General features: G+C 51.1%; 18 protein-coding genes. 11 read left to right on the top strand and 7 right to left on the bottom strand.

Annotation, left to right across the window (positions count from 1 at the left end; all coding sequences use genetic code 11):
* Nucleotides 1–662 precede the first annotated feature (662 nt).
* The 10 genes from MSL71_RS05000 (at nucleotide 663) to MSL71_RS04955 (ending at nucleotide 10,497) form a co-directional block, all read left to right on the top strand.
* Entirely contained in the window at nucleotides 663–1,043 is a 381-nt protein-coding gene (locus MSL71_RS05000; protein WP_180137539.1) for a hypothetical protein, read from the top strand.
* A 903-nt stretch (nucleotides 1,044–1,946) separates the two neighbouring features.
* Nucleotides 1,947–3,137 (top strand): S26 family signal peptidase, encoded by a 1,191-nt coding sequence (locus MSL71_RS04995; protein ID WP_180137538.1) that lies wholly within the window; start codon nucleotides 1,947–1,949, stop codon nucleotides 3,135–3,137.
* 263 nt (nucleotides 3,138–3,400) lie between these two features.
* Complete coding sequence (locus tag MSL71_RS04990) at nucleotides 3,401–4,327, top strand: transposase (RefSeq protein WP_180137537.1); 927 nt, start codon at nucleotides 3,401–3,403, stop codon at nucleotides 4,325–4,327.
* A 635-nt stretch (nucleotides 4,328–4,962) separates the two neighbouring features.
* On the top strand, nucleotides 4,963–5,310 hold the full coding sequence (locus MSL71_RS04985) for a TIGR04076 family protein (RefSeq protein WP_180137536.1): 348 nt from the start codon (nucleotides 4,963–4,965) through the stop codon (nucleotides 5,308–5,310).
* Nucleotides 5,311–5,414: 104 nt separating this feature from the next.
* The gene (locus tag MSL71_RS04980) at nucleotides 5,415–5,987 is read left to right on the top strand and encodes a hypothetical protein (RefSeq protein ID WP_180137535.1); all 573 of its coding nucleotides are present in this window, start codon (nucleotides 5,415–5,417) and stop codon (nucleotides 5,985–5,987) included.
* Between the two features lie 93 nt (nucleotides 5,988–6,080).
* Nucleotides 6,081–6,575, top strand: coding sequence for a response regulator (locus MSL71_RS04975; RefSeq protein ID WP_218950956.1), 495 nt, complete (start codon nucleotides 6,081–6,083; stop codon nucleotides 6,573–6,575).
* A gap of 507 nt (nucleotides 6,576–7,082) precedes the next feature.
* Nucleotides 7,083–7,850, top strand: a complete 768-nt coding sequence (locus tag MSL71_RS04970; RefSeq protein WP_180137534.1) for an outer membrane protein — start codon at nucleotides 7,083–7,085, stop codon at nucleotides 7,848–7,850.
* A 202-nt stretch (nucleotides 7,851–8,052) separates the two neighbouring features.
* On the top strand, nucleotides 8,053–8,631 hold the full coding sequence (locus MSL71_RS04965) for a TonB C-terminal domain-containing protein (protein WP_180137533.1): 579 nt from the start codon (nucleotides 8,053–8,055) through the stop codon (nucleotides 8,629–8,631).
* Nucleotides 8,632–8,865: 234 nt separating this feature from the next.
* Complete coding sequence (locus MSL71_RS04960; RefSeq protein ID WP_180137532.1) at nucleotides 8,866–9,324, top strand: hypothetical protein; 459 nt, start codon at nucleotides 8,866–8,868, stop codon at nucleotides 9,322–9,324.
* 237 nt (nucleotides 9,325–9,561) lie between these two features.
* Nucleotides 9,562–10,497 (top strand): cyclase family protein, encoded by a 936-nt coding sequence (locus MSL71_RS04955; RefSeq protein WP_180137531.1) that lies wholly within the window; start codon nucleotides 9,562–9,564, stop codon nucleotides 10,495–10,497.
* Between the two features lie 233 nt (nucleotides 10,498–10,730).
* Here the strand turns inward: MSL71_RS04955 and MSL71_RS04950 are convergent, their stop codons facing one another.
* The 4 genes from MSL71_RS04950 to MSL71_RS04935 all read right to left on the bottom strand — a co-directional run bounded on the left by MSL71_RS04950 (nucleotide 10,731) and on the right by MSL71_RS04935 (nucleotide 14,175).
* Entirely contained in the window at nucleotides 10,731–11,357 is a 627-nt protein-coding gene (locus MSL71_RS04950) for a type 1 glutamine amidotransferase family protein (protein WP_180137530.1), read from the bottom strand.
* Entirely contained in the window at nucleotides 11,354–11,809 is a 456-nt protein-coding gene (locus MSL71_RS04945; RefSeq protein ID WP_180137529.1) for a MarR family winged helix-turn-helix transcriptional regulator, read from the bottom strand. Before MSL71_RS04945 ends, MSL71_RS04950 begins: the two co-directional genes overlap by 4 nt.
* A gap of 69 nt (nucleotides 11,810–11,878) precedes the next feature.
* Nucleotides 11,879–12,757: a hypothetical protein gene (locus MSL71_RS04940; protein WP_218950955.1), complete on the bottom strand. Its 879-nt coding sequence runs from the start codon at nucleotides 12,755–12,757 to the stop codon at nucleotides 11,879–11,881.
* Between the two features lie 53 nt (nucleotides 12,758–12,810).
* Nucleotides 12,811–14,175 carry a DUF1214 domain-containing protein gene (locus MSL71_RS04935; RefSeq protein WP_180137528.1) on the bottom strand — a complete coding sequence of 455 codons (1,365 nt, stop codon included), beginning with the start codon at nucleotides 14,173–14,175 and terminating at the stop codon, nucleotides 12,811–12,813.
* An 887-nt stretch (nucleotides 14,176–15,062) separates the two neighbouring features.
* On the opposite strand from MSL71_RS04935, the gene MSL71_RS04930 reads away from it, so the two are divergent.
* Complete coding sequence (locus MSL71_RS04930; protein ID WP_180137527.1) at nucleotides 15,063–16,748, top strand: PAS domain-containing sensor histidine kinase; 1,686 nt, start codon at nucleotides 15,063–15,065, stop codon at nucleotides 16,746–16,748.
* Here MSL71_RS04930 and MSL71_RS04925 read toward each other — a convergent pair.
* From MSL71_RS04925 to MSL71_RS04915, 3 genes are all read right to left on the bottom strand, one after another.
* Entirely contained in the window at nucleotides 16,730–17,584 is an 855-nt protein-coding gene (locus MSL71_RS04925; RefSeq protein WP_180137526.1) for a 50S ribosomal protein L11 methyltransferase, read from the bottom strand. The two genes, MSL71_RS04930 and MSL71_RS04925, sit on opposite strands and share 19 nt — an antisense overlap.
* On the bottom strand, nucleotides 17,581–17,883 hold the full coding sequence (locus MSL71_RS04920) for a DUF8180 domain-containing protein (RefSeq protein ID WP_180137525.1): 303 nt from the start codon (nucleotides 17,881–17,883) through the stop codon (nucleotides 17,581–17,583). Before MSL71_RS04920 ends, MSL71_RS04925 begins: the two co-directional genes overlap by 4 nt.
* 311 nt (nucleotides 17,884–18,194) lie before the next feature.
* Nucleotides 18,195–20,399, bottom strand: coding sequence for a DUF4388 domain-containing protein (locus MSL71_RS04915; protein ID WP_180137524.1), 2,205 nt, complete (start codon nucleotides 20,397–20,399; stop codon nucleotides 18,195–18,197).
* Nucleotides 20,400–20,582: the final 183 nt, after the last annotated feature.

Below are 20,582 nucleotides of genomic sequence, written 5' to 3'. Positions count from 1 at the left end.
AGTTACAGGAAGGCTACGATGTTTTTCTTTCGTTTTAAATATGCTGGGATGCAGGGATATTGATTTTTGCTATGCAGGTTGAGGAATGATTTGCCGCGTAGCGGCTTTCTTGAACAATGCCCTTTCACTCCGACCGGGCTTACGGCGCGTGAAGGGGGCAGGCCTACACATTTGACATTTTGGCGTCTAAGATGAAAACAGGGAGAAACAGCGGACAGGCTCCTTATGCTATCAGCCTATTTGGGTATTCCTTATAAATCAGTTATTCTACAAAATCTTTAAAGTTAATAAAATGGAAGTATATATAGGAATGTTCACCCGGGTTTATCTCATAAGGCTATAAAAGACGAAAGGGGGTAGATATGTAAATTTGACTAAATTTAATTGTATATAATTTTTATGTGTTAGGCTATCCATAAGGCGATTTACAAAGTCGGCATGAGATAGGGGTTATGGCATTGCCCTTACTGAAGTGTGTGGCGCATCTTCGGGACTATCAATTTTCTGTTCCGGTAAAAAAAAATCAAAACTGTAAAAGATAGAAAGCTCGTTCCAAATATGTTGGTATAGCTCCTACCCCTCTTTGGCAAATATTTAGCTCTATTCATCTAACAAATTATTGATTAAATATACTCACAACCCTTTTTACCACGATAGGAACCATGATGAGATATATAGCGGCATTATGCATACTGATGTTTTTTTCTTCTTTTCTCTCCGTATCGATAGGATATTCTTCTGAGGCAGAAGATAGTCGCACCATAAAAAAAATATACAATCAATATAGTGAAAAATTAATTAAAAAAAAACGTGGTGGTGTTAAGGATATTCTTGATAAAGAACCGGATTACAAAAATAGTTATTGTGGGACAATTGAACATTGGTACTGCTTCACACCAACTTATTGCTTGGTTGTGTACTTTTCGAAAAAGCCTGATAAAATCAGAAGCGATGGGACAGTAAAAAGACGACGGTACAGATGTCACAACGTGGGTATAAGAAAAAAGGATTTAATGGGAAAAGCAGCCGAGGTAATGCTTTGATGAAGTAGAAAGAAATAGGGGCAGGCTCTTTATGCGGGACCTCTCATATTCACCTGTGAGGTGGTCCTGCAAACCCATTTATGGAAACAGAATCAGAGAAACAGGAAACAGGCTCTTTATGCTGGATCCCTCGCCCCTTTCTGTGAGATAGTTCCATAAATCAATATCACTCCGTAATCATATCAAAATCGACTTATCAAAACCAAATCCACATAAATTCTGTAAGACCGTGAAGGATGGTGCTATGCCGCGAGTTCCCCGTATGGTCGTGACGGATTCAGGTCAAAAGGCCGCTTACCATGTGATCAGCCGAACTGCGCTGGACGGCCTTCCGTTCGGGAAGGTTTAAAAGGATGAGCTGGTTCGCATCATTAAGACGTTTTCATCGGTTTATTGTGTGGATGTCCTGGGGTTTGCCGTTATGGGAAATAGGGAAACAGGGAAACAGGGAACAGGCTCCTTATGCTATCAGCCTATTTGGGTATTCCTTATAAATCGGTTATTCTACTGAATCACTAAATTTAATAAAATGAAAATAATCAATAAAGCAACGAGACTACCTATTGCAATTGCCTTAATAATATTAACAGTGAGTATCTCTTTTGGTATATATACAAGTTATTCTTTTTTTTATTGGTTTGGCATTTCATTATTTACAGTAATGGTTTCGATTTGCTTTATTGTTAACTACATTTCATACAATAAAACAGCCAAATGGAAATTTTTAAAGTTCTTGCCGTACGTTTTAGGGGTACCAGTAGTGATACAACTTCTGTTTTTTGTTTTCGGCACTGTCGCCAAATAGACACGAGCAAAATAAAATTGGGTGGCTGGCCCTTTATACTGGTTGATTTATCATCTTACGATAATGCAGGCATAAATAATCAAGATAAAGGCTATTAATTGAGTTCAGTATACAAAAAAAGAAATATTTCTGCAGGTAGGATGTGGAAGTTGCTGTGTTGGGAACTCCTCGTAACAGGGAGCGGTCACGTACTAAATGGAAATTTAGCCACCGGTGTATTTGTTTTCGTATTCAGATTGTTTAGCGGCTTACTTTTTTTTGAAATATTTACACCATCTGTTTCCATACATGTTCCAATTATGGGGTTGATTTTTTTTGTATTATTAACATGGATTTCACCTTTCATACTATATAGGAATTTGGCTCCATATGTATCAAGAAAAGCTTCTTATTCATCTTGGAAATATACTTTTTTGACGACATGTTGGACTGGAATAGGAAACAGCGGTTATATCGGGAAAGTAGTCTTTATAATTCAGTTATTATTAAGTATTACGACCCATTGCATCGGTGTATACTTTCGCGTTCCCCTTCTATTAATAACAATTTTAAATTCCTTTTTTACATGCTTTATCATCGTGTTCGGTTTGAAGTTCCTTTATTTAAAACGCATACGGGAGTTACCACTCGCCTTTATATTAATTTTGATTCTTGTTGGTGGTGCCCCTCCCTCAAACATGATTGCATATGTTAGAACTTATATTACAGATTACTATGTAACACATAATTCTATGATGAGCCCTACTGTAAAAAAGGGCGATGTCATGATGGTTGATTTTCAACCAAGGCAGTTGGAAAGAGGGGCTATTGTTCTTGTTGATACAAGTAAACATTCAACAAGTAGTTTCAGGTTAGATGATTTATTCTTTTATCAGATGAATGTGCAAAGAGTTGCAGGACTACCTGGAGATGTTATCAGAATTGAATATGATGGCCGTATGTTTGTTAATGATGTGCCATTTCTAATGGACAATGGAAAAGATCAAAATTGTTTTGTCTGGCATGTCAATCAATATTTCGGGAAAAGTGACTTCAGTACTATTGACGAAAACGGTAACTATAAATGGGTAGCAACTCCAGGGCCACCTTGGATATATAGCGTTCCTAAAGATAGGATCTTGTGTGTAGGAGATAAGTACCCCTTTTGCACTAATAACGTTTTATCAAATATGTACCGGTTTGACCAAATAGCTGGTTTTGTTTTAAGAATCGTGAAACAGGGGACAGTCTTTTTACAAGAGCGAAAGAGGGGGCAGGCTGTTCGGGTCACTCAGGCATTTATAGAATGATATAGGAATGTGAGCATGATGAAAAAAATTGCAGGGATTGTATTAACTCTATCTGTGATTGTATTGGTAGTCTCCATACTGTTTGCTCTATTCTGTATGTTTGGTAAATCTAATGGAAACAGGGGACAGGCTCTTTATGCTGGACCCCTCGCCCCTTTCTGTGAGATAGTTCCATAAATCAATATCACTCCGTAATCATATCAAAATCGACTCACCAAAACCAAAGTCATATCAAATTCTGTAAGACCGTGAAGGAGGGTGCTATGCCGCGAGTTCCCCGTATGGTCGTGACGGATTCAGGTCAAAAGGCCGCCTATCATGTGATCAGCCGAACTGCCTTAGACGGCCTTCCGTTCGGGAAGGTTGAAAAGGATGAGCTGGTTCGCATCATTCAGACATTTTCATCGGTTTATTGTGTGGACGTTCTGGGATTTGCCGTTATGGGAAATCATTTTCATCTGCTGGTTGAGGTGAGCCCTTGCGATATGATTTCCGATGAGGAGGTGCGACGGCGGTTTCAGCGTCTTTATGGTGAAGATGCGGCGTTTCCCGAGGGGCGGCTTACGGAGTACCGGGAGCGGTTCTGCAGCCTGTCGGCCTATGTGAAGGACATCAAGCAGCGGTTTTCGTGCTTTTACAATAAGCGGAAAAAGCGAAAAGGGACTCTTTGGGGAGAGCGCTTTAAGAGCGTGATTGTTGAGCAGGGAAACACCTTGATCCACTGTCTTGCCTACATCGATCTGAATGCGGTGAGGGCCGGTATCGTGAAACGCCCCGAGGACTATCGTTGGTGCTCAATTGGATATCACATTCAGACCGGCAATAAGGATGGCTTTCTCTCGTCGGACCTGGGGTCCCCTGATTTCGGTGTTGACGATGCCTCAAGGCAGCTCAGGACATACAGAGAGTATCTCTACCATGCCGGAGCCATCGAGAAGAGGGGAAAAGCGCGGATATCCAAAAGGGTTCTGGATGAAGAGACGGTGCGAGGGTTCGAGATGAATCGCGTCAGACGCCTTCGATACAGGTCCCGGTATTTTACGGATTCGGGGATTATCGGGTCCAGGGCATTTGTCGAAACCCGCTACGAAACGTTCAAAGACCGGTTCCAGACGACGCGGGAAAAGATCCCGCAGCGTGTCAAAGGAATTGAAGGGGTGTATTCTCTAAAGCGACTGACCGAGGCTTGAGCGGATGCATTGAGGGACGTGCAGGCGTTCTTTCGGGATGGGCCTTAGTTCGGATAATCGCTTCTCAGAGGCGGATTTTTCCACACGGCCTGACGCGTGGTGGGAAACGCCTGCGTTGTGGCGGGGTTCAACAGGCGCTGGCCCGATTTTCCTGTGTAGTACGCTCGGGGGGACCCTGAAACATCCTGATGGGAACAAGGAGCCGACTGCAGGGTGTTTTCCTGTGTGTTGTGAAGGATTTGATCGTTGGGGTCGGCAACCACGATCGCAGCGGCCAGGAGGATGCCGAAGAGTGGAAGTACTGTTTTGATAGCTGGGCGAATCATTGCGTGAGTTATACCTTTGAGGATCACCACATCAGTGTCAAAGCCGAGACAGTGACGGTGTGTTGATTGATGGTAGATTGTGTCTGAAAAACAGACAGAAACCTTATACGTAAAAGCGGCGATTTACAAGGATACGGTTTGTTAAGACAGTGTTTGGCAAAAGTAGAAATACACAAAAGACATAGAAAGCAGGTTTGTCCTAAGTGAGTAAGCCTGACCTCAGTAGTCTGCGCGGTTTTAAATTTCATCTCAGGGTACATCAAATGGAATAAGTTTTCAGGTTTACAAACAATAGCTTGGAGGTTGATTGTGAAAAAATGGTATGATGAAGAATATGAATGGGACATCGAGGTGACAGGGTTTCTTCGAGGTGATCAAACAGAGGGATATTGCAGAAACGGCGAGGAGATTGGAGATAAGTACGCCTGCACGTATGGCTGCCCTGTGAATAAGGATGGTCAGGGTATCTGCTCCAAAGTAATGATGATGATGTTCCCAATCATGGAGGCGGTCAGAAGTGGTGGCGATTTAGAGAACATCGGTGGAAATGGTAAATACAACAAGGACATTGTTTGCCCGGACGGTTGCGTTATGTTTCGGATGACTGCAAAGAAACTTGGACATGAGAATTTTTTTAAGGGAAAGTTTTTCAGTTAGTTTTATTTCTATTGTGTTCTGCTTGAGGATAAGATGACGTGTGTATTTGCCCCCCTATAAGCAGGGGAGTCTCTTTTTATGTATGTGTAGTGGAGATATAAGAGTTGTTTAAAAACATGTTGTTATGTTTGATGATTTTCGCTTTTACACCTCAAGCTGAAGTGCACGCTATAGACTATCCCCCTGAGCTGAAAGAGATTTTTTATAGGACGACTGCCCTTAATGGTTCTGTAACCAGGGAAATGCATGACGAATTTTGGGATATTCTGAATCAGTCTCTTACAAAGGCACAAATTGGCAATTATGCAGCGTATTTGTTGGATGCCCAGGATTATCAGAAAGAGATATGGGTAAGTGCCAAGCTTTCATATAAAAATGGCAAGGTTGTCAGGACGTGCAAACTCATCGTGTTGCAGATGGTGTTGCCCATAAGATTCGAGTTGATGATACCGTTTCCAAAAAATTCAGCGGAATATACCTCTGAACGGCGCACATATGAAAGAAAGTTTAAAGAAAGTGTTAATAAAGCCAATGGGATCTTAGAATTGGCAGCAAATCGGCCTGATGAATGGAAGAACGACCTTATAAACTGGAGCCAAATCAAGAAAGCCATTGCACATGCAGAGGATAGGTGTTCAAGGGTGGAAAAGCTGCTAACCGAAACGTGGCATGATTGAAGATCTTTTCTAAAACCACGACATTTGCAGCTCTGATGCCTTGCATATGGGTGCTCTCGACTCATGAAATATCCGGGATAGGGTTTAACATCCATGTTCCCTCTCTTCAGCCGTTCAGGCCTTTTGAGCGGCAGGAGAGTGCAACGTAAAACAGTTTGCGGGATTATATTAGAACGGGCTCTGCCGGAGGAACTGCCGACAGTTCGAATATTTACAGGGGGGATTGCTTTGGACAAGGATATGAAGGTTCTCATTGTGAATGATTCCTCTGCAAAGAGACGATTTATCAAGGCCTTGTTGCGAGATAACGGTTTTACAAATACATTTCAAGCCGATGACGGTCATACCGCTTTATCCATGCTGAAAGAAGAAGCATATGACTTCGTTGTCACAACGTGGAATATGCCGATTATGAATGGCATCGCATTTTTCAACGAGGTTCGTAACACCCCTGAATTAAAGACTCTACCCGTTTTGATCGTGTTCGAACCGGAAGATAAAGAGCACATGGCTGAAGCCACTCAGGCCGGGGCATACGTGCACCTTGCCGATCCTTCTGCCGCCGGTGCATTTGGGGTGATTGGTTAGGATGGGGATTGGTTGCGTTGCTTCTTTCCTTAACGCTGTGTCAGCCGACCCTGTCATCAATAAAGAGCACCTCAATTTTCTCACCCTTCTTCTGCGTTATCAGGGCCTTTATAAAACCACGACTTCTGCAGCTCTGATGCTTTGACTATGAGTGCACTCGGCTCGTGAAATATTCGGGTTAAGAAATAGATTGTGTCGAATGAGTAGGAAACCAACCCTCTTTGCTGTTTCTTTTGGCTCCATGCATATACCATGTGCACAGCTTCATTGTTGCGATTACAATATGATATTTACAAGTCAGTTTCATATGGGGTAGGCTCCGCCAATTACGTATGAGTTCCTCGTGAAGTTAATTATCGAGGATGAACTTATTTCCTTTCTCTCTGGTTCTGTAGAATCCATAGGGGCCTCTCCCCGGGATGGGAGGGTGGTGTCCGTTTCAACTCAAACGTGACGATTTGAAATCGAGTTAATTAGACTTTCAGGGACTATCCACAAGGAGGGGTTATGAAGAATCAATTCACATCGACTGCTTTTCGCATGACAACGTCTCTTGCTTTTACCGTGATACTGTATTGCCTTGCCGCTACATGCGCGATGGCTGATTCCGACTGGACAGGCTTTTATGCCGGAGCCACAGTCGGAGCCCTTGACGGAGAGGCGAACCCTTCCGTGACCACTGTAGCAGATTCATATTTTACGCCCATTCGTGATGCCGCTCAGCTCGATCCGATAGCCTCGAAGGAGATCGATGCACAAAATATGTCCGGAAGTCTCTTTTTTGGGGGGGATTATCAGCTCAATTCAATCGTGCTTGGGTTGGAAGCAGCCGTTATGTATTCTTCATTTTCTGAAGAGGAATCTTTTAGCGATATATACGATACCAACGCTGATACCTTTTACCTTTCCACAACCTTTGAGACTGACTGGATGGTGAGCCTCACACCTCGAGTCGGGTATGCTTACAAAAATTCCCTCTTCTATGTGATGGGTGGCGTAGCGCTTTCAAAATTCTCATATGAATTTTCTTTCAAAGACTCATTGCAACAGACCCAGGTTGATGAAAGTGAAACGTCTTGGGGATGGACCGCCGGAGTAGGCTATGAATACCAAATCTCCAATGGCTGGGGAATCAAAGCGGAATATGCTTACTACAAGTTTGATGACATATTTGAAGTAGAGAGCAGGCTTCCAAACCTTCCTGATGACGGCTTTAATCATAACGTAGATTTTGAAGCAGATTCTTTTCGGGTTGGTTTGGTAAAGAGGTTCTAACCCGGATGTTTCACGGCAAAACGGCTTGGCCAAAGCAATAGCATGTAATTTGCTGTTTTTTGCTCAGGGCTATTTCCCTTTGGCCGGGCCGGAGGCATTCATGTTTTCAACTCTGATACCTTGAATATTGGGGGACTCGATTCGCGCAGTGCCCGGGATATGTTCTTTGTGGGGATGTGCTTTAGAATCGGTTGGTGGAGGCGTGAGGGGTAAAGATGGGCACGCTGGCGCTTTGCCCATCCTACGAGTGAGGGCATCGCAGGTTTTGTCGGGGATGATCGTGTTCAATATGTGGAGAAGAGTTATTTTGGTTGAAAAAAAAACGTGGAGCAGGTTTTTTGAGTTGCTCGTGAGAAATGATAATAGTTCAATAGGTTATTGTTGGTGTAAGGTTGTTTTCCCACTATCGTTAATCTCATCCGTAATGATTTTAATGCTTGTAGGTTGTATCTCGAAGCACAATTTACAAAAGAATGAAAATGCAGATGCAGTTAGCTGCTTAACTTCACTGGAAATTGCTTTACGAGAGAATTGGCATTTTTCAGGCGATACAGAACCTGACTTCAGAACCATAATATCATTTGAAGTTGATCCAATGTCTAAGGTCAGGCATTTGCAAATAACTAAAAGTAGTGGATCTGATACATTCGATCTAAGCGCTGTAAGGTGTATAGAGGAGCTTTCACCTTTCAATCAAATTGATGGTGTTTCGAATGATTGCTTTATCGACCATGGGTTTAAAGAATTCGTTATTGAATTTGACGTGGGGCATTTAAAATAAAAACAATGGGCGACATGCTTGAATTTTTAGACTTGTTCTACATTGTAGAGTCGTTATTCGCTATGTCAGACGCTGAGTGTTGAACTTTGTATTTATGGCCTTTGGTCCGCCCTGTTTTACTTTGCAATATATAAATGTTTCCTTGATGTTTTGTTGTAACATAGGGCGACGATATTTCTTCAGCGCAGGCTGTTCTACAGGCACAACAGAACTTGCAAAATAAGGGGATACGCTGTGAAGCATCTTTTGCACATTTTTTGTGGGGTGTTAATGGCTTTAACTCTTAATGCCTGCGCCACTTTTAATGGCGTCAAGCCTATATCTCCTGATGTTGGGCATCCGGCTTATCATATTGTGGAGGTCGACAACCTTAAACCGACTTTAAAGTGGAAAAGAGCGGAAGATACCAATGTAAAATACGACTTAGTTATCCATGAAGGACCTGAAGCGAAAATAAAGTTTTTACCGGGGTGGAAAACATTTAAGCCCAATATGGTGTATTTTCGTGAAAATCTATCAGAGCCAGAACACTCTGTTGAAGTTGCCCTCAAACCCTCCCACATTTATTTTTGGTCTGTAAAAACAAACAAAAAAGACTCTGAATGGTCATATTACAATTATCATATGCTTGCAGGTATTTTCTATTATTATGATCCTAATGAATTATTTAGATTTAAAACCCCGAATTACTAAATTTGATCATGAGTATGGGTTGTTGGTTGTCTTTGGTGGGATTTAGGGGGAAAGGATGCGCTGGAGATCGTGAGCAATATATGATGGGTTTTTGCGACTTGTCATATCACATTGGGGGCGGGGCATACGGTGCACATTACATATCGCTTTGTTTCATTGAAAAGAAGAGCACGTATTCCGACCAGGGGGCTTTGTCGCAGGCCTCCCAAATCCATTCACGTTGAAGGGGGAAGCATCATGAAAAAGCTGGTCTGTGTGGTGGTTATCTGTGTCGCTGTGTTTGCCGGGCTTCCTGCGTCTGCCGACGGGGCAGCCCCGGGGCTTTGGGGTGTTTATTCCGACGTGTTTGAAAGCGCCAGGTACATCGATCTTACCCATGCATTTGAGCCTGAGCAGCCGGTGTGGCCGGGGTTTGCCAATGCGTCATTTAAACCGGCCAGGGCGGGCAAAGGCATCGACGGGTATGTGGCTCCCGGGCAGGAATTTACCTATGACAAGCATGGTTTCGTGGCCACAGCATATATGCTGACGACTGATCAGTACGGAACACAGCTTGACCCACCGGCCCACTGGGACAAATTCGGGGCGACCATAAGCGACATCCCGGCGACCTACGCCATTCGTCCCCTGGTGGTCATTGATATCCATGGCAAAGTAGAAAAAGACAAGGGCTACCACCTGCAGGTCGAAGATATCAAAGCCTGGGAAAAAAAGTATGGCCGCATCCCGAAAGGGGCTGTGGTGATGGTCCGGTCGGACTGGTACAAGCAGTGGGCGGATACCGAGCGGTTCAACAAAAAGCCCTTCCCCGGGGTCGGCCTGGAGGCGCTCAAGTTTCTTCACCTGGAACGACACATCCTGTTCCACGGCCATGAGCCCCTGGACACGGATACGACACCCACACTCGAAGGGGAATACTGGCTGATGCATAACCATTTTGCCCAGGCAGAAGGGGTGGCCAACCTCGACAAAGTACCGGAGGCAGGGGCACTGATCATTATCGGCTTTGCAAAGCCAAAGGGGGGCACAGGTGGCTACGCGCGATATATTGCCGTTGCTCCAAAGCAGTGGCCCCATGGTGTTTCCGTAACGGAGGTCCCTGGCGCCCCGCTTCCTGTCCAGGCCCATCCGTTGAAGCGGGATAAAAACGGTGTCATGCGGCCAACGCCATAGCAATCGGCATGAAAGTGGAGGCCTTTTTGTTAAAGGCATTTTGGCGGTGGAGACGCTTTTACAGGAAACGATGGACACGCCTGGCGCTCTGTCCTTTACCCGGAAGACCACGTGTACAGGATTATCCCGGACCATGACGTGAAGAGTTTTGGGATTGTGGCTGAAGGGGGGGCTTTATGCCGCCTCCCGTTGGTTTATCAGGGGAGGAGACAGCCCTGTTGATGCAGATGTCTTTACGCTTCCAATGCGTTCATAAGGGCAGGAAACGCTTCTGGTGAACTGGTTTTAAACAGCTCGTACCAGGCCCTCAGTACGTCGTCTTTGTAAAGATGCAGCGTTTGAAATATCTCCCTGGCAAATTCCAGGGGCGCCGTTCCCGAAGCTGTGATCACATTCTCGTCGTGGACAGCCAGGGCACCGACGTAATGGTTGCCCCCCTGGTAATTCGACGCTTCGAGGTACGCTTTGGCGTTGCTTGTATGCCGGATGGAATCAAGTAGTCCGATGCGTGCAAGGCCGTATGTTGCACCGCAGATAGCCGCCACCTTCAGGTTGTTGTCATGGAATGTTTTCGCCAGCTCAGCCACGTCCTCATGGGCGCCTTTCTCCCAGCTTGCCCCTCCGGGAAGTATCAGCATCTCAGCACCCGAGAGCGTAACCTCATCCATGCTTATGTCCGGTGTGATGTTGAGCCCGCCAGCCGATCGGACCGGCCTGCCATCAATACTGAAGGTTTTTAACCGATACGCGCCCGGGGTCTTTTGCATCATGGGGTTGTTCAGCCCTGTCGTGACATAGCCTATTTCCCAGTCCGAAAGGGTATCAAAAAGAAACAGGTAAACGGTTTGGGTCGCGGTCACTCACTCACCTCGTGGTCATTGGTTAATTTTTCTCGGATGCTTCTTATTTTCGAGGCCGCGACGGTCATCTCTTCAAGCTCCATGCCTTTTGAAAATTCGTTGGCCCAGGCAATTTGTCTTGTGGTTATTTCGTCCATGGCTTTTCTGCCCGACGGGGAGAGCGAGCACAGCTTTGCACGGCGGTGGGCCGGGTTGTCCCGGGTATCGATAAAGCCGTCTTTGATTAACTGGTTGGCTATGCGCTGCACATTCTGGCGAGACAGGCCCATGTGCCGGGCAATGTCTGAGACGGTTGCGGGCCCTTCTGTCAATGCACCCAACACCTGCCATCGCGCACTTGTGAGGCCGAGGTCCTTGACGAGGGCATTTCCGGCATTGATGATGGCCCCGTTGGCCCGGAATATCTCTAAGATAAGATCTGTGAGTTTGCGTCCGGTTTTTGTGTGGTGCATTGCGGCCCCCTTTTATGACAACAAGGTGTCATATTGACACTGTGTTGTCAAGCGGGGGCCGTGGGCGATTTATCCGCCCAGAAACTGCATGTTCAGGGCAAAGAAGATCTGCCATTGGGGTTGACCGGGACCGTCGTCGGCCACGGAATACTGTGGTTCGATGAAGAGGTTGTAGACTGTGGTCCCTTTTTTGATGACTTTCCCGATGCCGACGCCCATGGGTACAGAGTAATAGTCCCTTTCAAAGTTGTAGACCCACAGGGGCGCCGCCCGCAGGTAGATGCCGTCCCCCAGCTGGAAGAACGCAAAGGGCTGCAACACCCCGATGTTGACGTCATCCCGGTCGTCTTCACCGGCAAAGCTGGCCTGCCAGGTCAGCAGGTAGCCGTACTGGAACACAGGGGAGGTGGCCACAAAGGTGACCTGGGCCAGCCCGGCCGACCACTGCTCGGAGCCCAGGTCGTCGTCTGTTGCCGTGGGAGCGGTGAGCTGCGGCCCCAGGCCCACGCTGATCCCGGGGTTGCCTGTGTCGAAGAGGTAGGCTGCAAAAATGTTGAAATCCCCCAGGCCGGTCTCTTTGCTTCCATCAGGCGGTGTCGGAAAGGTGTTCACCGGCAGCGAGGCCCGCATCAGCCAGGAGGTCTCTCCGATACTGATGGGCTGGGCATAGCGGAACACAAACTGGTTGGCGTCTTCATCGGACTCGGTGAGTTTGCCGATGTAATAGTTCTGGAGGTTGAAGGCCTTCATGTTGGCCAGGGGGTTATTGGCCTGTGCCTCTGCGTTGGATGAGGAGGCTCCGGCCTGGTCCTGTGCTTCCGGCCCGGCCAGGGCAGGCTGCAGCAGGATACCAACCAGGAGGCATCCAACCAGTGCCGTCTTGACGCCATGTATCCAAAACCCCGTTGGTCCTCTGCCGACCTTACGATGTGTTTTCCGGGCAATCATTGTGGTTCCCTCCGTTTTATTCCATCGTTTTATTGTGGCTGTCAGTCCGGTGCTTATGGCATCTGCTCAATGTCGTTTAGCACCCAGGATTTGTCGAAGTACGGCTGACGGGGTTCGTACAGCCTGAAGTAGGTGAACCAGTTCTGGCCTTGGGCTGTTTGTATCCAGTTGCTCTCCATGCCTTTAGGGGAATCGGGGCCGATGTAAAGGGTGGTGGTGCCGTCATCGTTTGCCGTCACGTTGTTCAGGGAGTTGATTTCTGCTTTTTTCTGCTGGTTTCGGATCAGGGTGCGGGAGTCGCTCTCATAGACGGTGAGGGCCCAGAACTGACCCGCAGGGACGTCGGCGGGCACCACGAGCCTGTAGTTTTTTCCGCCGTCGAATCCAATGCCCTGGCTGTCTTCGTACTGGCCCAGGTAGGTGCTTCCCGGGCCCGGTTTCGACAGCTTCATGGCCCGGGTGGAGCCGATGGCTTCATGGAACCACGACGCCCTTTCGAAGAGCTCTCCGTGGGTGGGCTGAACCTGGTCGGGGGTGTTGATCAGCGCCACATACCAGCGCCTGTCCGGGTAGTACCGGGCGCCGTCGATGCGTTTTTTAAAGCTGTTGTTGACCGCCATGAGATACCCGACCCGCTCGGCCTCCTCCAGCAGGCTTATCTGCTCCGGTGAGGGGCTGAACGGCTTGCCCTTTTCGATGCCCAGGTTTTGCAGGATGGCGTAGAAGAAGAGATCTCGGTCGGCCATTACCTCTCGCTGCACCATGGCGTTGAGGTTCTCCCAGAAGGCCATGCCGTGGGGCTGGTACTGCTTGAAGGCGCCTGTGCCTTTTTGGAACTTTACTCGATCCGCAAGCTTCGGGCTGCCAAAGGGATAGGAATCAAACGCCGCGTTGATGCGGTCATGTTCCGGGCCCTTGGGGGCCATGTTCCGGGTGCCCAGCCAGACCACGTTGGTGGGGGATTCCACCACCGTGTAGCTGCCGTCATGGTCCGGCACCTCGTTTTCAGGGCCGACAATAAGCAGCTTGACGCCTTCTCCCCGGTCCGGTCCGGTGACCCCCGTATCCAGGATGGGCCGTTGCCACTGGTCTCCCACATATCCGGCGGTGCTGCCCGGGGGAATGACCCAGACCGCAGGGCCATGGACATGGGTGTCCACAAAGGAGATCACGTAGGTGACCTCCGTGTTGGGGGTCAGGATACCGGCGGCACCGTCATAGCCCTGGTAGAGGCAGATCCGGCCGTCCAGGCTCGGGTCGGCCCCCATGTCCACGTTGGCGTTTTCCCAGCCCTTCAGGCCCATGGCGGGCATGGCCCAGAGATAGGCCAGCACGGCACCGTAATAATCCATGGCCTCGTAAAGGGTTGTGGAGGACGCCGGGGTGGGGATCCCGTTGACCGTTTCGACATGGGCCACACCATATGCCTCTTGGCTTGCTGGCTGGGTTCCATGGGTGCATGCAGCACACATAAGGGGAATCAAGAGCACTGCGAAATACCTTTTCAGCATGGCTGGTCTCCTTTTGTCTTGGTCTGCTCTATGGGGTGGGCTGCCGCGATGAGGTCGTCGGCGGACGACCTTTTTTCCATGGCAAGGGCAGTTCCCGGGAAGAAAAGGCAAAGGGTAAGGCACGCGACGAAAACCAAAGACCGACGGTTCGGGTGGGCCATGGTGCAGCCTCCCTGGGCTGGATGCAGAAAGCGGTTTGTCGGGTGGGTGCCCGGCGGATCGGTGTGTCTCCGGAAACGGCCGGAATGGGGCTGAAGACGAATGGTGGTATGGTATAGTCTTGATATTATATCAGATTGTTTTGGGCGAGAGAACGCCTTTTCCAAGGCGGCGTCCCAAGGAACCATGGCGGCGGGATTGCCCGCGGCCTGACGTTTCGGCGGATTCCTTACAAATATTCTAACTTCATTTTTTTGTATTGGGGCTTCATCGTGAGCCGTTTCAGTGGGTTAAATTCCGGGCGGGCGTGTTGGATGGATTTTTCGATATGTTCCTTTTTAAGGTGCCTGTCAGGCGTTTGAGTTCGCGGTGAATGGCAATTCTTTATTTGAATCAGTGCGTTAAAATGGTTAACCAGTGGATACGATGTTGACACCATGATGATTATATACTATGTCTGAGGTCATCACATGAACCTCTGGTGTGTTTCATCTTTTCTCCTCGAGTCGAATCGAGTCTTTCCAAGTAACATTCCGTTTGTACCGGCTCGCCGGTTCCTTTTTCAAGGTTGATGGGAGTATTGTCTCTTTCCCTTCGATGGCCCCTGACACGCTCGACACGAGTTGGAGGAAATCATGACGGAAGTGATTCAACTGCCGACAGGCCAGTCCCTGGCCGATATCATCACCGAAAACGAAGCACTTCGGGAGGAGATCAAGGACCGAAGGGCACTGGATCGGATGCTTGCCTCGGTCTCGTCCGATTTCATGAACGTGACGGGGGAGTGGACCGGAGACGTTATCGAAAAGGCCTTGAAACGGGTGGCCCGGTTTGCCGGGGCCAAGCGGGGCATCGCCTTTCTGGTGCCCCGGGGCCAGGATGAATGCATCCTGTTTTTCGAGTGGATCTCCGAGGAGGACCCCGAAGGGAGTTTCGAGCCCATCTCGCCCCAGGCCTTTTCCGTTTTCCTTCCCCCCATGCGTGAAGAGAAAATCCTGATTCTGAGTCAAAAATCAGAGCTGGCGGACTTGAATTTCGAGCAGCGGCAGTTTTTGACGGCCCGGGGCTTCAGGGCCCTGGTGGGGCTCTACCTCAACAGCCGGGACGGCAAAGAGGGGGGGATTTTCCTGTTCGGTGGGCCGGAGGAAGAGTACCTGTGGCCCGAGGAGATGATTACCCGGTTTTTAAAAACCGTGGAGGGGCTCTTCATCAGCTCCATGCGCCAGGTGGAGCTGACCATGGAGCTCAAGAAAAGGGAGGCCCTGGCCTCGGCCCTTCTCAACGCCACCACCGATTCGGCGGCGCTGCTGGACACCGAAGGCAAGATTCTGGCCATCAACAGCTCCTTTTCCCGTCGGCTCAAGATCAGTCAGAACCACGCCAAGGGCAAACATTTTTACGACTTCTTTTCCCGGGACCTGGCCCGATTTCGACGCAAGCAGGTGAAGGCCGTTGTGAAAAGCGGTCACCCCGTGCGTTTTGAAGACGACAACAACGGCCTGGTTCTCTCCAACGTCATCTACCCGGTGTTCGACATCCGGGGCGTGGTGGAGCAGGTGGCCTTCTACTCCCATGACATCACCCCGTTAAAGGACGCCGAGCAGAGCATCCGGACCCTTACCGGAGAGCTGGTTCTGGCCCAGGAAGGCGAACGCCAGCGCATTGCCTACGACCTGCACGACAACGTGGCCCAGGAGCTGGCCACCCTGAAGATCAGCTGCGACACCCTGGTGGACGCGGCCCGGAAATCCCCGTCGGAGTTTGAAAAGACCGTCAGCGGGTTTTCAGGGATCCTCCAGAGTTCCATCAACACGGTCCGTGAGATGGCCTACGAGCTGCAGCCCCCCACCACGGGCAACATGAGCCTGGTGGACACCATCTACAACTACTGCGACGAGTTCAGCGAGCGGTTCGGGATCTCCGTGGATTTCTACACGGCCGGGATGCACAATGTGAACCTGGACAAGGAGCAGCAGCATCACATCCAGCGGATTATCCAGGAGGCCCTGAACAACGTGCGTAAACATGCCGGTGCCGACGGTGTGATTATCCGGCTGGTGGCGGCCCACCCCCACGTGATCCTGCGCATCGATGACGACGGCAAGGGCTTTGATGTGGCCCGTCGCATGGATGAGGTCCTCAGGGAGAAGCGCATGGGATTAAGGGGCATGGAGAACCGGGTGAGGCTCATCAAGGGGAGGGCACGCATCGAGTCCACCCCCGGTGACGGCACCCACCTCTTTTTTGAAATTCCCGCCGAACAGGTCGATGAGATGAACGACCACACGGAAAGGGACCAGTATTACCCTCTTTTTACGTGAAAGGTGTGCCAGATCCCATCCTGAGCATGGTGGGCGGCAATGGTGTACCCCTGTGAGACGAGCTGTGCCTCGATCTTTCCGGCTTCGGTGGTGAGAAGGCCGGAGAGGATCGCCTCCCGTTTTCCGAGAAACCCCTCCGAGACAACCAGGTGCTTCATGATGTCGTAGTGGATGTTGGCCACCACAAGATCCGCCGGTGCGTGCACCAGCTCCTCGGCACGTCCCTGGACGGCCAGGATTCGGTGCGAGAGCCCGTTGACCCGGGCATTTTCATGGGTGGTGCGTACGGCCAGATGGTTCAGGTCCACGGCCAGGACCCGGCTCGCTCCAAGGCGCGCCGCGCCCAGGGCCAGAAGTCCGGTTCCCGTGCCCAGATCCTGAACGATTTTGCCGGAAAGGCCCGGGCCCATGTCTGCCAGCAGCGAGAGGCAGCAGCTGGTGGTGGGGTGCGCCCCGTTGCCGAAGACCACCCCGGCATCGAGGAAGATTTCGTCCGGGCCGGGTGCGCCAGCGGGGGCTGCACCCCGCCCAAAGGGCCGGACGGTAAGGGGCCCGGCGGTGAAGGGCTCGGCGTCTCCTCCCTGCCACTGGTCGTAGGTCATGTCGTAGCGGTCGATGAGGGTGAGGTGGGGAGCGTTTCGGGTAAGGCGCTCAACCTCCTCGTCGGCGGGGCTCCCGAAAAAGAGGAAGGTGGAGGCGTCCTCCACCCAGTTGCCGAGGAAATCGGGATGATCCACGGGCGTGGCCGGGTGGATCACCCCTTCGATGTAATAGATAAAAAGCGCATCCGAGGCCTTCGGGTGCGCTTTTTTCATGTCGGAGACAGGAGGCGTCATGGGGCGGTGTCGACCTCCTTTTGAGCCTCTTTGAGTTTTTCCGAGACCGTCTCGGTGAGCTCTACAACCTCTTCCAGCAGTCGGCATACGCCATCGTAGCCTCCTTCCCGGGCACGTTCTGCCCATGTGAGGTAATTGCCCTTGTGGGCGTCGTTGTGATTGACCCAGTGGGTGAGCAGGGTGGCCAGCTGTTCCTGAAGGGAAAGGGGGGCGGAGTCATTCTGGTGGTCGTGGTCGTGGCTGTGACCGTGGCTGTGGTGGTGGTCGTGATGATGATGATGATCGTGATCGTGTGGCATGCAACCCTCCTAAAAGTATTTTTTTAATGGCGGCTTCGCATAACAGACCGAATGGTGGGAACTCCCCGTGGCGCGCACGGTGTGGCAGGGGAGGCGGGCAAGGCCCTTGGGCAAAAACTTTTTCACACTTGAAGGAGGGTGTCAAACAAAAGCGTTGGCCCGGATATGTCCGGGGAAAAGGGCCCGTCCAACGCAATGTGCGGGGGGCGCGGGAAATTATTGGGGAATATTCAGATGGTTGAAATGATAAATTACAACGTGTGAAAGGGCGTTTGCTTGTCGGTTTTCTTGCCGTTCCTAAAATATCCGGGTCAAGGGGTGCGAACGGCGTGAACAAAGCCGCAGCCGGTGAGGGGATGGGACTCCCGAATGTAGGTCTCTTTGTTGTTGGGGTTGAAGGTGACGGCCTCGGTGCTGGTGCCCCAGGCTCCGGTCTCCAGTTCCGATGTCCAGTACCACGGGGCCCCGCTGGTGGGGTAGTAGGGCTTGCCGTTGTATAGCAGGGCCAGCTCGTTGGGCAGGGGGATGCGCCAGTCGGTGAATCCGCCGATGGAGAGGCGCTCCACCCAGGCCTTGGCCGAGGCAAAGGGCATGCACCCATTCCCTGAGTTCCTGGAGTCCAGGATCATCCAGGTGAGGCCGGACTGGGTGTCCGTGAAGGTGCCGTTCCTGTGGTCCACGAATCGGTTGCCCTTGTCCCGGAGAAGGGTGCGGATTTCGGCTTCCCGTGCGGCAATCCGCGCGGCAGCCTCCTGCCTGCGCCGGGCTTCGGCCTGGGCCTGCTGTTGGGCCAGGAGGCGATTCTTCTCTTCTTCCAGGCGCCGGGCCTCAGCCTGGCGGGCCAGGAGGGTCTGGCGGGAGGCCTGTTCCTCTGCCAGGAGGCGCCCCCTCTGGGATTCCAGCTCACCCTTTAAGGTACGGGCCTCCTTGATAAAGGCGCCGTCCGGGTAGCGGTCCATGTAGAGCTCCACCTCCTGAATGCGAACAGAGATGGGGTTCTTGGGGTTGTCCGCAACCGCCCTGACCTCTTTCCACTGCCCCTGCTGGTCGGCTTTCCGGGCGAGGGAAGCGATCTCTTTTCTGATCTCCGAGGCCTGGGTGGTGTGGGGGTTGTTCTGGAGGAAGGCGATGTACATGGACCGGGCATTTTCAAAGGAGAGGCCCGCGGTCTCACGCCGCAGCCTGCTGAACTCGATGGTGTCGATCATCTCGCCGCGCATCAGCCACACTTCGTTGAAGCGGCTGTCTTCGGGGAACTCGGCGGTGAATGTGTCGGCAAGGGCAATGCAGGGCTCCCAGTTTTCCGTTTTGTAACAGGTGGGTGCCTTGCTTTTGAGCATCAGGTAATAGTCGTCGCTCACCGAAGCCACCAGGTTGGTGACCGGTCGGATGTGCTTGCCGTCGGGGTGATCCGAGAGATAGGCCCGGTAGAGCCCCAGGCGCTCCTGGGCGCTCCGGTCTTCTGCCTGGCGGAGTGTCTGGTAGTCCAGGTCGTCCAGCTGGGCGGGAAGGCTCTTGATCTTGAGGCGGATGGCCGTGGCAAAGGGCGTGCCCTGATTCGCCTTCAGGTGTGCCTTCATCATGCCCACGGAGGTGTCGATGAACTCCCCGTCCCGGGGCAGGGTGTCGATGTGGCGGTCCATCTCCATCAGGGCGTTGGCCTCGTTGAGGCGCTCGGTGACCTGCAGGGTGAACCGGTTGATAACATGGCTGTTCAGATAGGATTCCAGAAGGGTCTTCTGCTGCCGGAACTGCTTCATGGAGGCCAGGTCGGTCATGAGGGTGTTGAATTCCGTTTCCAGGGTGTGGGCACGGTACCAGATGTAGCCTCCGAAGGCACCGCCGCCGATGATCACACAGGCAAGAAAGACGATGAGAATGGTTCGAATGGGGCTGGACGGCTCTTCCTGATCCTCGTCTTCGTACTCATAGACCCAGGATCCGTCGCCCTCTTCCTCGGCTTCCTCGTCCATCGGCTCTTCGTCCAGGCCCAGGTCCACGCCCGGGGACAACGAGGCGGTCACCGGCATGGCAGGCGGTGTCGCATCCGGCATGGAGGGCATGTCCGGAAGGGGAGGGAGATCACCCGGAGGAGCCGCGGGCTCGGGTTTTTCCTCCATGACAAATTCCATGGCGATCTGGTCGTCCACGGAAGGGGCTGTGCGGGCGGGGGCTGGCGGGGGCCCCTCTGCGGCGGCTTTGGCCGCCTTGTCGTCCCGGAGTTTGAGGCCCTCCATGAGGATGGTGAGAAGGGGGGTGGTGATGTTGTGCTCGGGGGCCGGGGCGTTGTCGATGACAATGACGGTGTCGTCCCAGCAGATGATTTCGTACACTGCGTCGAGGCCGTGGAGGGCTCCGGATTCGGCGGCCACGAGGTTGCCGTCGTTGATCCAGAGGTAGCCGACGTCATCATTGGCGTAGATTTTCAGCGTGCAGGACGTCTTGTCCATCTGGACGATCTGCAGGAATGAGCTGAGGGAAATCCCCTGTATCTGGCCTCCAACTTCAATCTTCATCGATTCGGTTACCACCTTAGAATGACGCGTGAATCCCCTTGTGGCTCGGGGAAAATGAAAAATCCGGTTTTGCAGCGGTATCCCGGTGGGTTACGATGCAGGAATTCTGGCGTGAATCCGTCCCGGTGTGTCTTGGGCTCGAAATCCTGGGCTGTAGGGCAGGATCTGCGGGTTGATAGACTA

Origin of the sequence: Desulfoluna butyratoxydans, assembly GCF_900699765.1 — a bacterium.
GTDB classification, from domain to species: Bacteria; Desulfobacterota; Desulfobacteria; order Desulfobacterales; family Desulfolunaceae; genus Desulfoluna; species Desulfoluna butyratoxydans.
The sequence above is the reverse complement of the archived record's forward strand: the minus strand, read 5'-3'. Positions and strand labels throughout refer to the sequence as shown.

Excerpts from the sequence above, each read along its gene's own strand:
- MSL71_RS05000 (WP_180137539.1), top strand. The coding sequence starts at position 663 with ATGATGAGATATATAGCGGCATTATGCATACTGATGTTTTTTTCTTCT.
- MSL71_RS04990 (WP_180137537.1), top strand. The coding sequence starts at position 3,401 with ATGCCGCGAGTTCCCCGTATGGTCGTGACGGATTCAGGTCAAAAGGCC.
- MSL71_RS04975 (WP_218950956.1), top strand. The coding sequence starts at position 6,081 with ATGTTCCCTCTCTTCAGCCGTTCAGGCCTTTTGAGCGGCAGGAGAGTG.
- MSL71_RS04970 (WP_180137534.1), top strand. The coding sequence starts at position 7,083 with ATGAAGAATCAATTCACATCGACTGCTTTTCGCATGACAACGTCTCTT.
- MSL71_RS04955 (WP_180137531.1), top strand. The coding sequence starts at position 9,562 with ATGAAAAAGCTGGTCTGTGTGGTGGTTATCTGTGTCGCTGTGTTTGCC.
- MSL71_RS04945 (WP_180137529.1), bottom strand. The coding sequence starts at position 11,809 with ATGCACCACACAAAAACCGGACGCAAACTCACAGATCTTATCTTAGAG.
- MSL71_RS04940 (WP_218950955.1), bottom strand. The coding sequence starts at position 12,757 with ATGATTGCCCGGAAAACACATCGTAAGGTCGGCAGAGGACCAACGGGG.
- MSL71_RS04930 (WP_180137527.1), top strand. The coding sequence starts at position 15,063 with ATGACGGAAGTGATTCAACTGCCGACAGGCCAGTCCCTGGCCGATATC.
- MSL71_RS04925 (WP_180137526.1), bottom strand. The coding sequence starts at position 17,584 with ATGACGCCTCCTGTCTCCGACATGAAAAAAGCGCACCCGAAGGCCTCG.
- MSL71_RS04920 (WP_180137525.1), bottom strand. The coding sequence starts at position 17,883 with ATGCCACACGATCACGATCATCATCATCATCACGACCACCACCACAGC.
- MSL71_RS04915 (WP_180137524.1), bottom strand. The coding sequence starts at position 20,399 with ATGAAGATTGAAGTTGGAGGCCAGATACAGGGGATTTCCCTCAGCTCA.